We start from the raw sequence: 12,462 nt of genomic DNA, 5'->3' as shown, positions 1-12,462 counted from the left end.
GCACTCGACAGGATTCGAACCTGTGACCGCTCGGTTCGTAGCCGAGTACTCTATCCAGCTGAGCTACGAGTGCATTTTGTGTTTTTAGACCAGACCACAACTGGTTGAAGCCAAGTTAACTACATAACTGTAACTAACTCTTAAATGGTGCACTCGACAGGATTCGAACCTGTGACCGCTCGGTTCGTAGCCGAGTACTCTATCCAGCTGAGCTACGAGTGCATTTGTTGCCGCGCATTATAGGCCGTTAAATCTTTTTGTAAAGCACTTTTTCTAGTAATTTCAACAACTTACAGAAGAAGCCAGATTACAACGTACTAAGCAAATAATGGCGGAGAACGGGGGATTCGAACCCCCGACACCCTTTTGAGGTGTACTCCCTTAGCAGGGGAGCGCCTTCGGCCACTCGGCCAGCTCTCCGCAACACGGGGCGTATATTAACCAGCTTTCTCCCCGTTTGCAAACAAAAAAAACGATAAAAATTAATGGCTTGGTTCTTCGTCCTTCTCTTTCTTAATCCGCAGGTAAATTTCCTCACGGTGAACCGCCACTTCTTTGGGGGCGTTGACACCAATACGCACTTGATTACCTTTGACGCCGAGCACGGTCACAGTGATCTCGCCATCACCAATGATCAGGCTTTCTGCGCACCGACGAGTCAGAATCAGCATACCTTTCTCCTCACGCATTACATTTTCAGGGACTACAGTCTGCAAAAAAAAGGGTGTTGGCCTACAACCGGGTCGGCTGCAGTCCTACACGCCTAAGTATTGACTAGCACGGGCAAAAGAACAGTTTTCTCCCGTGCCGATCAAAAACACAAAGGGCGCGGTCAGACCGCGCCCTTTCAAACACGCATCACTCGCCCTGTCGGGCCGGAGCGTCGAGCTCGAAAGCGGTGTGCAGCGCACGTACCGCCAACTCCAGGTACTTCTCCTCGATCACCACCGAAACCTTGATTTCAGAAGTGGAGATCATCTGGATGTTGATGCTCTCTTTAGCCAGGGCCTCGAACATGCGGCTGGCAACGCCCGCGTGGGAGCGCATGCCGACACCAACGATCGATACCTTGGCAATGTCTGTGTCGCCTACCACTTCGCGGGCACCGATTTCACGTGCGGTGTTTTCCAGCACGGTCTGGGCCGCCAGGTAGTCATTGCGGTGCACGGTGAAGGTGAAGTCGGTGGTGTTATCGTGCGAAACGTTCTGCACGATCATGTCGACTTCAATGTTCGCCGCGCTGATCGGGCCAAGGATCTTGAAGGCCACGCCAGGATTGTCTGGCACGCCACGGATAGTCAGCTTGGCTTCATCGCGGTTGAAAGCGATGCCGGAAATGATCGGCTGTTCCATGGATTCCTCTTCATCAATAGTAATGAGGGTGCCCGGACCCTCCTGAAAGCTGTGCAGAACGCGCAGCGGAACGTTGTACTTGCCAGCAAACTCGACCGCACGGATCTGCAGCACCTTGGAACCGAGACTGGCCATTTCCAGCATCTCTTCGAAGGTGATCTTGTCCAGGCGCTGAGCCTTGGGCACAACCCGCGGATCGGTGGTGTAGACGCCGTCCACATCGGTATAGATCTGGCACTCATCGGCCTTCAGAGCTGCCGCCAGCGCCACACCGGTGGTGTCGGAACCACCACGACCCAGGGTGGTGATGTTGCCGTGCTCGTCAACGCCCTGGAAACCGGCAACCACTACCACACGACCGGCTTTCAGATCGCCACGAATCTTCTGATCATCAATCTGCAGGATTCGCGCTTTATTGTGAGCGCTGTCGGTGAGGATGCGCACCTGGTTACCGGTATAGGACACCGCCGGAACACCGCGCTTGATCAACGCCATGGCCAGCAACGCGATAGTCACTTGCTCGCCGGTGGAGACGATCACATCCAGCTCACGGGGAACCGGTTTGGCTTCGCCACTGATCTGCTTGGCCAGATCGATCAGGCGGTTGGTTTCGCCACTCATCGCCGACAGCACGATCACCAGGTCATCGCCGGCTTCGCGGAACTTCTTCACCTTGTCGGCGACCTGCTCGATCCGCTCGACAGAGCCGACCGAAGTGCCTCCAAATTTCTGTACGATCAAAGCCATTTTCTAAGCCGCCTCAGCCCGTAAAGGGGCGCCCGTTAAACAATCAAACTGCACAGCGCAAGGACCCGCCACTAGACGACGGGCCCGGCTCGGCGCCTTAAATACCCTGCTCGACAAATGGCACGGTCAGGGCCAGCGCGGCATCCAGTGCAGCGGCATCAACACCGCCGCCCTGCGCCATGTCTGGACGACCACCGCCCTTCCCGCCCACTGCCGCAGCGGCTTGCTTCATCAAATCACCGGCTTTGAGTTGGCCAGTCAGGTCCTTGGTTACACCGGCAACCAGTACGACCTTTTCCTCATGGACACTGCCGAGCAGGATCACTGCGCGGCCGAGTTTGTTTTTCAACTGATCCACCAGCGCCAGCAGCGCCTTGCCATCCTGGCCGTCGAGACGCGCAGCCAGCACTTTCACGCCCTTGACGTCTGCCGCCTGAGCGGACAGATCATCGCCCGCGGCGCTTGCAGCCTTGGCCTGCAACTGCTCGAGTTGCTTCTCCAGCAAGCGGTTGCGTTCCAGCACTGCCGACAGCTTGTCGATCAGGTTGTCGCGGCTGCCCTTGACCAGGGTCGCCGCTTCCTTGAGTTGTTCTTCCGCCGCATTCAGGTACGCCAGGGCCGCAGCACCAGTCACTGCCTCGATACGACGCACGCCGGAAGCCACACCGCCTTCGCTGGTGATTTTCAGCAAGCCGATATCGCCGGTACGGTTGGCGTGGATACCGCCACACAGCTCTACCGAGAAGTCGCCGCCCATGCTCAGTACGCGCACGCTGTCGCCGTACTTCTCGCCGAACAGCGCCATGGCGCCCTTCTTCTTGGCGGTATCGATATCAGTTTCTTCGGTTTCCACCGGGGTGTTCTTGCGAATCTCGGCGTTGACGATGTCTTCCAGCGCCTTGATCTGCTCGGGCTTGATCGCCTCGAAGTGGCTGAAGTCGAAACGCAGGCGCTGGCTGTCCACCAGCGAGCCCTTCTGCTGTACGTGTTCGCCCAATACCTGGCGCAGCGCAGCGTGCAGCAAGTGGGTGGCCGAGTGGTTCAGCGAGGTCGCGTGGCGCACTTGCGCGTCGACCTGGGTTTCAACCGGCGCACCAACAGTCAGGCTACCCTTGGCCAGCACGCCATGGTGCAGGAAGGCACCGCCGGTCTTGGTGGTGTCGCGCACGTCGAAACGCGCGTTGCCAGCCTGAAGATAACCGCAGTCACCGATCTGGCCGCCGGATTCGGCATAGAACGGGGTCTGGTCAAGAACCACCACACCGTCTTCGCCTTCGCTCAGCACGTCGACCGATTGCCCTTCCTTATAAAGAGCAACCACTTTCGCCGAACCGCTGGTGGCGTGGTAACCGGTGAACTCGGTGGCCACGTCGACCTTGACCAGGCTGTTGTAGTCCATGCCGAAAGAACTGGCGGAGCGGGCACGCACACGCTGGGCTTCCATTTCGCGCTCGAAGCCTTCCTCGTCGAGAGTCAGGTTGCGCTCGCGGGCGATATCGCCAGTCAGGTCCATCGGGAAACCGTAGGTGTCGTACAGCTTGAACACCACGTCGCCCGGCACCACCGAGCCCTTGAGCTCGGCCAGGTCCTGCTCGAGGATCTTCAAGCCCTGCTCCAGGGTCTTGGCGAACTGCTCTTCTTCGGCTTTGAGCACACGCTCGATGTGCGCCTGCTGGGACTTCAGCTCCGGGAAGGCTTCGCCCATCTCGGCAACCAGGGCGGCAACGATCTGATAGAAGAAACTGCCCTTGGCGCCCAGTTTGTTGCCGTGACGGCAAGCGCGGCGAATGATACGGCGCAGCACATAGCCACGGCCTTCGTTGGACGGCAGTACGCCGTCGGCAATCAGGAAGCCGCAGGAACGAATATGGTCCGCCACCACTTTCAGCGAAGCCTGGGCATCGTTGGTGCAGCCGATGGCCTTGGCTGCCGCATCCAGCAAGCTCTGGAACAGGTCGATCTCATAGTTCGAGTGCACGTGCTGCAGCACCGCGCTGATCCGCTCCAGGCCCATGCCGGTGTCCACCGACGGCGCGGGCAGCGGGTGCAACACGCCATCGGCGGTGCGGTTGAACTGCATGAACACGTTGTTCCAGATTTCGATGTAACGGTCGCCGTCCTCTTCCGGCGAGCCGGGCGGGCCGCCCCAGATATCGGCGCCGTGATCGTAGAAAATCTCGGTGCAAGGGCCGCACGGGCCGGTATCGCCCATGGTCCAGAAGTTGTCGGACGCGTAAGGCGCACCCTTGTTGTCGCCGATACGCACCATGCGCTCGGCGGGTACGCCGACTTCCTTGGTCCAGATGTCGTAGGCCTCGTCGTCGGTGGCATACACCGTGACCCAGAGCTTTTCCTTGGGCAGGTTGAGCCACTTGTCGGAGGTCAGGAAGGTCCAGGCGAAGGTGATCGCATCACGCTTGAAGTAGTCACCGAAGCTGAAGTTGCCCAGCATTTCGAAGAAGGTGTGGTGACGAGCGGTGTAACCGACGTTTTCCAGGTCGTTGTGCTTGCCGCCGGCGCGGACGCACTTCTGGCTGCTGACAGCGCGGGTATAGGCGCGCTTTTCCTGCCCCAGGAAGCAATCCTTGAACTGGTTCATCCCCGCGTTGGTGAACAGCAGGGTGGGGTCGTTGCCTGGGATCAAGGAGCTGGAGGCTACACGGGTGTGGCCTTGCTCTTCGAAGAAGCGGAGGAAGGCTTCACGGATTTCTGCGCTTTTCATTAGGTTCTTCCACGGAGACTGCGGCCAAAGGCCTGTGCGCAACGTCAACAGACGAAACGACGGCAAAGGGCCGCATTATATCGGCGTTAATCACTAGGTACAGCGTGTTTGTACGATACAAACAGTCAATTGGACGGAGAACACTGTCAGTTACGGGAAAACTCGGCAAAAGTGCTCAGCACGTGCTCGATTTGCCCGGCGCTGACGTCCAGATGAGTGACCAGACGCAACCGTGATGCGGCGCTGAGCTTGATCCCGCGCTCGGCGGCGAACGCCTTGAGCGCCTCGGCCCGATCCCCCATCTCTACATACACCATGTTGGTCTGCACCGGCTCGACACTGTAGCCCACCCGCCGCAAGCCATCGGCCAGCAATTGTGCATGGGCGTGGTCGTCGGCCAGACGCTGTACCTGATGGTCCAGGGCATACAGCCCCGCTGCCGCCAAACCGCCTGCCTGGCGCATGCCGCCACCGACCATCTTGCGCAGGCGCCGGGCCTTGGCGATCAGTTCCACCGAGCCACACAGCACCGAGCCCACCGGCGCACCTAGACCTTTGGACAGGCACACCGACACCGAATCGAAATGCTCGGCAATCACCCGTGCATCCACCCCGAGCTTGACCGCTGCGTTGTACAGCCGCGCGCCATCCAGATGCAGGGCCAGCCCGTGTTCCCGGGTAAAGGCCCGCGCCTGGGCCAGGTAGGCCAAGGGCAGCACCTTGCCCTGCATGGTGTTTTCCAGGGCCAGCAGGCGGGTGCGGGCAAAATGAAAGTCATCGGGCTTGATGGCCGCAGCCACCTGGACAAGGTCCAGCGAACCGTCAGCCTGCAATTCCAGTGGCTGGGGCTGGATAGAGCCGAGTACCGCCGCGCCCCCGCCTTCATATTTATAGGTATGGGCCTGTTGCCCGACGATGTACTCGTCGCCCCGCTCACAGTGAGCCATCAAGGCCAGCAGGTTGCTCATGGTGCCCGAGGGCACGAACAGCGCCGCAGCAAAACCCAGGCGCCGCGCCAATTCACCTTCCAACCGATTGACTGTCGGATCTTCGCCGTACACATCATCCCCGGTGGGCGCACTGGCCATGGCATCGAGCATGCCAGGGGTCGGCTGGGTCACGGTGTCACTACGAAGATCGATCACGCTCATCACATCTGGCCTCGGCTGTGGGACCTGCAAGGTCCGCTCTTGAACAGGGGGAACTCCCTTTCGAAACGAAACTGCGGCCATGGCCGGCAATAATCAAGCAACAACTGTAGAAAAGCCTGAGTCTGGCGTTGAAAAATCCGATGAGAATTATCCAAAAGGTGCGATGCGTCTCGAGAGGATCTGTGTTAAAAACTCACCGCCCGCGAAAAATTGCGGGCAAACGTTCTCAGGGCGGGGTGCAATTCCCCACCGGCGGTAATTGCGTGCAATGCGCATAGCCCGCGAGCGCTTGGCGAGACCGGTGGCTTGGCCACAGGTGACGACAAGGTCAGCAGACCCGGTGTGATTCCGGGGCCGACGGTCATAGTCCGGATGAAGAGAGAACGGGATTGGCGCCAAAGGGCCGTTGCCGGGCAGTTCGTGGGAAATCCACGACCGTTCTGCGCGCACCCTTAAATCCCATTCGATTCATATATGCCCTGTTTTTCACACAAACAGGAGTCAGAACAGATGCAACCCACTGCAATCGATAGCAAAAGCAAACACCACCCCAACGAGCGCGTCGCCTTTATCCAGGCCTGCTGGCACAAGGAAATCGTCGATCAGAGCCGTCAGGGCTTCGTCACTGAAATGCTCGCCCAGGGCTATCAGGAATCCGATATCGACTTCTTCGAAGTCGGCGGCGCCTTCGAAATCCCGCTGCACGCCAAACTGCTGGCCAAATCTGGTCGTTATACCGGGATCGTTGCTGCCGGCCTGGTGGTGGACGGTGGCATCTACCGTCACGAGTTCGTCGCCCAGTCGGTCATCAGCGGCCTGATGCAAGTGCAACTGGAAACCGAAGTGCCTATCTTTTCGGTGGTGCTGACCCCGCATCATTTCCATGCGGGTGAAGAGCATCAGAAGTTCTTCTTCGAGCACTTCGTGCACAAAGGCCAGGAAGCGGCGAGAACCTGTGCCGACACCCTGCAGAAGGTCCGCGCCCTGCGCCGTAACGAGCAGCGTGCGGTAGCGGTTTAAGCGGTAGCGGTATCGCCGGCAAGCCGGCTCCTGCGGGGGCCCGGCTCGCCGGCGAACCTCAGGCCAGGCCGTCGGCCGTGGCCGGCACAATCAGAATCCCTGCGCGCAAGCCGTTCTTCACCTTGGGATTGGGAAAAATGATCCGTGCCCCCGTCTCCTCGATGACCCAGCGGGTCTGGGCGATATCCTCGGCCAGCAGGTAACCCACTTCCAGTTCGGAAAAGTTCTCGATGTCTGCCGGCAGATGCAGGTGGAAGCTGTCGCTGTGCTTGATGACTTCCCGAGCCACGCTGAACAACTGCAACCCGTCGAGGCTGTCCTGCTCCGCAGGTGGTTCGCTACCGTCGATGATCTGCTTGAGCCGGGTTTCCAGGCGTTCGACATTGATCCCCTGGTTCTGCCCGAATGGCCGTGCCTTGCCCAACTCCAGGGTGAAGGACTCGGCCCCCAGCTGATCGTAGGTGTAGGCACTGAAGACGATGGAAGACTTATTCTGCAACAGCACCGCTTCCATACCGGCAGCCCGCAGGCGTGCCAGCTCACGGCGTGAATGCTGACGCCCGTCCTTCCATGGGTACAGGGCAAACTGCTCGATCTTCGAGCCGCGGATTGCCGTGTGCAGGTCGTAGTGCAGGCGCTGGCGATCGGGCTGGCTGAAGAAGCTCGCCGCCAGTCGCTCCAGTTCACAAGCGCGCAGGGCTTCGAAACCACTGCTCGATTCATGCCGGCCATTGAACAGCCGGTTGACGTCCTGTTCGACAAAACGCTCGCCGCGGCGCATGGCCTCGGGGTTGCCGAACAGGAACAGGATACGTGCGCGGGGCTTCAGATCGCCCCGGGCGATGTCATGCAACAGGCGGTCGAGCAGCTCGATGGGAGCCGTCTCGTTGCCATGGATTCCCGCTGACAGCAGCAGGTCCAGGCCGTTATCGCGAGCCTCGGGCGGCCGCACTTCCAGAGCCCCCTCGCTCAGCCAGCGCATGCGCACGCCGTCGACAGTCAGTTGAGTCTTCTCCGCCGGTTCACGGCCGGCGAGGGTCAGTTCAAGCAGTTTGCCGAGGGCGAGCATAGAGCGGACTTCCTTAGTGAGCGTGGCCGCAGTCAGGGCCGTGCACGTGATCATCGTCACCGGCGTCGGCCGGCTCCATTTCCAGTTGCAGGCTGACCAGGTTGGTCGCCAGTGGGCGCAGCAGCAGGCTGGCGTATTCCGCATCGCCTTCTTCCACATCCACGCCGATCAGCAGCTGGCCGCGGCCGTCCTGCTGGATCCACACTTCCTTGCCCTGCCACAGCACGGCGAAACGGGTGCAGGACGTTTCCAGCTGAGTGCCGTCGGTGTCTTCAAGGATCAGCTGCAGGGTATCGCTCATGGGTCAGTTCTCATCTGGGGTAAAGCTGCGCGCCCGGGATCGCCGGGTACTGGCTTTCAATTGATCTGGAAGGGATAAACCGCGCCCAGTTTAAGGATTTGCGTCAGTTCATCCAGTGCCGTCCGGCACTCAAGCAGCAGTTGCGGGTCCGCCAGGTCGCTTTCGCTCAGGCGGTCGCGATAGTGCTTGCCGACCCATTGGGTCAGGGTGTCGTACAACGGCGCGGTCATGATAACCCCAGGATTGACCGCCGCCAGCTCGGTTTCCTTGAGCGCTACGCGCAAGCGCAGGCACGCCGGGCCACCGCCGTTCTGCATGCTCTGCTTGAGGTCGAAGACCTTCACTTCACGAATCAGCCCGCCAGAGCTGGTGAGGCTTTGCAGGTACTGCCAGACTCGCTCGTTGCCGCGGCATTCCTCGGGCACGATCAGCAGCATCGAGCCGTCGGCGCGTGACAGCAACTGGCTGTTGAACAGGTAGGAGCGCACGGCATCTTCCACCGTCACCTGCGAACGCGGCACGCAGATCGACTGGAAGTTGCCGCCGCGCTTGCCCAGCTTGCCCTGCAACTCGGCGAGCATCTTATCGGTCTCGAGGAAGGCGTCCTCGTGATAGAACAACACCTCGCCATTGCCCACCGCGATCACGTCGTTGTGGAACACGCCCTGGTCGATCACCGAAGGGTTCTGCTGGGCATAGACCACCCCTTCCTCGCTCAGGCCATGCAACCTGGCGACGGCCTGGGAAGCTTCCAGGGTCTGGCGCGCCGGGTACTTCTGCGGTGCCGGGTAGCGAGTATCGAAAGCACTGCGACCGAAGACGAAGAACTCCACGCCGGCCTGCCCATAGTCACGGCAGAAGCGCGTGTGGTTGGCGGCGCCTTCGTCGCCGAACTGCGCTACCGCCGGCAGGGCCGCGTGATGAGCGAAATGCTTCTGGTCGGCGAACATGGCCCCCAGCACGCGGCTGGTGGTGGGGTGCTCGATGCTGCGGTGGTATTTGCAGTTGAGGTTGGCGGCAGTGAAGTGCACACGGCCATCGGCGGTGTCGGCACTGGGGCTGACCGTGGCGGCGTTGGCCACCCACATGCTCGATGCCGAGCAACTGGCGACCAGCAATGGCATCGCCTGCTTGGCGGCCTGCTGGATGACTTGGGCGTCTGTTCCGGCAAAACCCAGGTTGCGCAGGGCGGCCACGTCCGGGCGCTCTTGCGGGGCGAGCACGCCTTGCTGAAAGCCCATTTCCATCAGCGCTTTCATTTTCGCCAGGCCTTGCAGCGCCGCTTCCCTGGGATTGGAGCCCTGCTGGCTGTTGCTCTGGGAGGCAACGTTGCCGTAGGACAGGCCGCCGTAGTTATGGGTCGGCCCCACTAGCCCGTCAAAATTGACTTCATAGGATTTCATCAGCGAGGCTCCACGAATCTGTTTGTTATAGGCAATCGATATCTACACATGGCGAACGCGGTGCGCTCGTTCGCCGGCAAGTCGGCTCCTGCACAGATCTGCAGGAGCCGGCTTGCCGGCGAAAAGGCCACGCCAATCAGGACAGGCGCACACCCGGCGTCAACGCGCTCGGCAGCACCAGGCTCGGGGTTTCCAGGGAAGCCACCGGGTACGCGCAGTAGTCCGCCGCGTAATAGGCACTGGCCCGATGGTTGCCCGAGGCCCCCACGCCACCGAATGGCGCGCTGCTGGCGGCGCCGGTCAACTGCTTGTTCCAGTTGACGATACCTGCTCGACTTTCCAGCCAGAACTGCTGGTAGCGCTCGGCGGAGTCCGACAACAGACCGGCCGCCAGGCCGTACTGAGTGTTGTTGGCCTCGGCGATCGCGTCATCGAAATCAGCGTAGCGGATCACTTGCAGCAACGGCCCGAACAGCTCCTCATCAGGGCGCTCGGCCACGGCGCTAACGTCCAGGATGCCCGGGGTCAGCAAGGCAGCCTGGGCCTGGGGCTGGGTCATTTCCAGCAAGGCTACGGCGCCGTTGGCCAACAGCTGCTGCTGCGCATCCATCAGTGCGCGGGCGGCGCCCAGGGAGATCACCGAGCCCATGAACGGCGCAGGCTGCTGGTCAAACGCGCCGACCTCGATGGTTGCGCTGACCGCCACCAGGCGCGCCAGCAACGTGTCACCCCAGGCGCCTTGCGGCACCAGCAAGCGCCGCGCGCAGGTGCAACGCTGGCCAGCCGAGATAAAGGCCGACTGGATGATGGTGTACACCGCAGCGTCCAGGTCGGCGACCTGCTCCACCACCAGGGGGTTGTTGCCGCCCATTTCCAGGGCCAGGATCTTGTCCGGGCGCCCGGCGAACTGCTGGTGCAGGTGATTGCCGGTACGGCTGGAACCGGTGAAGAACAACCCATCGATACCCGGATTGGCCGCCAGGGCGATGCCGGTTTCCCGAGCGCCTTGCAGCAGGTTCAGCACACCGGCCGGCAGGCCGGCTTCGATCCAGCACTGCACCGTCAGCTCGGCGACTTTCGGCGTCAGCTCGCTGGGTTTGAACAGCACGCTGTTACCGGCCAGCAAAGCGGGAACGATGTGCCCGTTAGGCAGGTGGCCAGGGAAGTTGTAGGGGCCGAACACCGCCACCACACCGTGGGGCTTGTGCCGCAGCACGGCGGTGGCGTCGCCCAGCGGGCCGCTCTTCTCGCCGGTACGCTCGCGGTAGCTCTGCACCGAGATGGCGATCTTGTTGACCATGCTGGTGACTTCGGTGGCAGCTTCCCACAGCGGCTTGCCGGTTTCCTCGCCAATGCAGCGGGCCAGTTCGTCGGCACGGCTCTTCAGGCTGGCGGCAAAGGCTTCGAGCACGCTGATGCGCTCTTCCAGGGAACGCTTTGCCCAGGCCGGAAACGCCTGGCGGGCAGCCTGCACGGCGCTCTCCACTTGTGCGGCAGTGGCACCATTACCCGACCAGATGACCGCCTGGGTCACCGGATTGACCGAGGTGAAGGCCTCGCCCTGACCGGCCAGCCATTGGCCGGCAATGTACAGCGTGCTCATTGTTTCGACTCCCGAGAAGCAGACAGCGGAACCGCGCGGACCTGGTCGCCGGCGTTGAGTTGCAGGCGCTTGGCGGTCAGGGGATCGACCACCAGGGTGCCGGCGGCAAAGCGCGCCGGTGCCGCGGTGATGCGGCAGTCCTCGCGCTTGCGGTTGTGGATCAGGAACGGCGTGGCGTCGTCGCCCGGGGTGCCGATGGCCAGCACCAGCGCCTGACTGTCACGCACTGCGCGGATCTTGCTGGTCTCGCACTCCACCGCCGGGCCGGCGTCGAAGATGTCGACATAGCCCTGGTAGCTGAAGCCTTCGCTCTTGAGCATGGCCAGCGCCGGCTCGGTGTCGGTGTGGACCTTGGCGATGACGTTGCGCGCATCTTCGGACAGGAAACAGGTATAGAGCGGGAACTTGGGCATCAGCTCGGCGATGAAGGCCTTGTTGCCGACACCGGTCAGGTAGTCGGCCTGGCTGAACTCCATCTTGAAGAAGTGCCGGCCCAGGCTTTCCCAGAACGGCGAGCGGCCATTCTCGTCGGACATACCCCTCATCTCGGCAATGATCTTGTTGCCGAACAGCTGCGGGAACTCGGCGATGAACAGCATCCGCGCCTTGGCCAGCATGCGGCCGTTGAGGCCGGTGCGGTAGTCGGCATGCAGGAACAGCGAGCACAGCTCGGAGTTGCCGGTCAGGTCATTGGCCAGGAACAGCGTGGGGATCTCGCGGTAGATGTTCAGCTCCTGGGAGGCGCTGACCGTCAGGCCGACCCGGAAGTTGTACCAGGGCTCGCGCAGGCCGACGGCGCCGGCGATGGCGGAAATGCCCACCACCCGGCCGTTGTCGTCTTCCAGCACGAACAGGTAGTCCGCATCGCCGCGCTCGGCTTCACCGCGAAAGGTCTTTTCCGCCCAGCCGACCCGGTGGGTCAGGCGCTCTTCGTTGGCCGGCAAGGTGGTGAGGCCAGTGCCGGTGCTGCGGGCCAGGTCGATCAGCGCGGGTAAATCGCTGCTGCGTACGGGACGAACGATCATGCTATCTCCTCAGACGCAGGCCGCTGGCGGCCTGCGCGAAACTCGCTGCTTCTAGGCTTGCTTTCCAG

10 protein-coding genes, 3 tRNA genes and 1 riboswitch are annotated in these 12,462 nt (G+C 61.4%); of the genes, 1 reads left to right on the top strand and 12 read right to left on the bottom strand.

Annotated features, from left to right (window positions below; genetic code table 11):
* From AC07R1_RS21425 to ltaE, 7 genes are all read right to left on the bottom strand, one after another.
* Nucleotides 1–73: transfer RNA gene (locus AC07R1_RS21425), tRNA-Arg, on the bottom strand.
* Between the two features lie 72 nt (nucleotides 74–145).
* Nucleotides 146–222: transfer RNA gene (locus AC07R1_RS21420), tRNA-Arg, on the bottom strand.
* Nucleotides 223–329: 107 nt separating this feature from the next.
* A tRNA-Ser gene (locus AC07R1_RS21415) sits at nucleotides 330–420 on the bottom strand.
* Nucleotides 421–482: 62 nt separating this feature from the next.
* Complete coding sequence (gene csrA, locus AC07R1_RS21410; RefSeq protein WP_002554426.1) at nucleotides 483–671, bottom strand: carbon storage regulator CsrA; 189 nt, start codon at nucleotides 669–671, stop codon at nucleotides 483–485.
* A gap of 187 nt (nucleotides 672–858) precedes the next feature.
* On the bottom strand, nucleotides 859–2,100 hold the full coding sequence (locus tag AC07R1_RS21405) for an aspartate kinase (protein ID WP_011062761.1): 1,242 nt from the start codon (nucleotides 2,098–2,100) through the stop codon (nucleotides 859–861).
* Nucleotides 2,101–2,197: 97 nt separating this feature from the next.
* Nucleotides 2,198–4,822, bottom strand: a complete 2,625-nt coding sequence (gene alaS / locus AC07R1_RS21400) for an alanine--tRNA ligase (protein ID WP_495110917.1) — start codon at nucleotides 4,820–4,822, stop codon at nucleotides 2,198–2,200.
* Nucleotides 4,823–4,968: 146 nt separating this feature from the next.
* Complete coding sequence (ltaE, locus tag AC07R1_RS21395; RefSeq protein WP_011062763.1) at nucleotides 4,969–5,973, bottom strand: low-specificity L-threonine aldolase; 1,005 nt, start codon at nucleotides 5,971–5,973, stop codon at nucleotides 4,969–4,971.
* A 218-nt stretch (nucleotides 5,974–6,191) separates the two neighbouring features.
* A riboswitch (FMN riboswitch) is annotated at nucleotides 6,192–6,362 on the top strand.
* A gap of 121 nt (nucleotides 6,363–6,483) precedes the next feature.
* On the opposite strand from ltaE, the gene AC07R1_RS21390 reads away from it, so the two are divergent.
* Nucleotides 6,484–6,993 carry a 6,7-dimethyl-8-ribityllumazine synthase gene (locus AC07R1_RS21390; protein WP_495110916.1) on the top strand — a complete coding sequence of 170 codons (510 nt, stop codon included), beginning with the start codon at nucleotides 6,484–6,486 and terminating at the stop codon, nucleotides 6,991–6,993.
* A gap of 58 nt (nucleotides 6,994–7,051) precedes the next feature.
* Here AC07R1_RS21390 and astE read toward each other — a convergent pair whose 3' ends face one another.
* From astE to astA, 5 genes are all read right to left on the bottom strand, one after another.
* Entirely contained in the window at nucleotides 7,052–8,062 is a 1,011-nt protein-coding gene (gene astE / locus AC07R1_RS21385) for a succinylglutamate desuccinylase (RefSeq protein WP_495110915.1), read from the bottom strand.
* A 13-nt stretch (nucleotides 8,063–8,075) separates the two neighbouring features.
* On the bottom strand, nucleotides 8,076–8,363 hold the full coding sequence (locus AC07R1_RS21380; protein WP_011062766.1) for a hypothetical protein: 288 nt from the start codon (nucleotides 8,361–8,363) through the stop codon (nucleotides 8,076–8,078).
* A gap of 56 nt (nucleotides 8,364–8,419) precedes the next feature.
* On the bottom strand, nucleotides 8,420–9,766 hold the full coding sequence (gene astB / locus AC07R1_RS21375; RefSeq protein WP_011062767.1) for an N-succinylarginine dihydrolase: 1,347 nt from the start codon (nucleotides 9,764–9,766) through the stop codon (nucleotides 8,420–8,422).
* Between the two features lie 136 nt (nucleotides 9,767–9,902).
* Nucleotides 9,903–11,369 carry a succinylglutamate-semialdehyde dehydrogenase gene (gene astD / locus AC07R1_RS21370; protein ID WP_011062768.1) on the bottom strand — a complete coding sequence of 489 codons (1,467 nt, stop codon included), beginning with the start codon at nucleotides 11,367–11,369 and terminating at the stop codon, nucleotides 9,903–9,905.
* Nucleotides 11,366–12,394, bottom strand: a complete 1,029-nt coding sequence (astA, locus tag AC07R1_RS21365; RefSeq protein WP_011062769.1) for an arginine N-succinyltransferase — start codon at nucleotides 12,392–12,394, stop codon at nucleotides 11,366–11,368. The genes astD and astA overlap by 4 nt, the downstream gene beginning before the upstream one ends.
* Nucleotides 12,395–12,462 lie beyond the last annotated feature (68 nt).

It is taken from the genome of Pseudomonas sp. GW821-FHT07F01, from assembly GCF_059418825.1.
The sequence above is the reverse complement of the archived record's forward strand: the minus strand, read 5'-3'. Positions and strand labels throughout refer to the sequence as shown.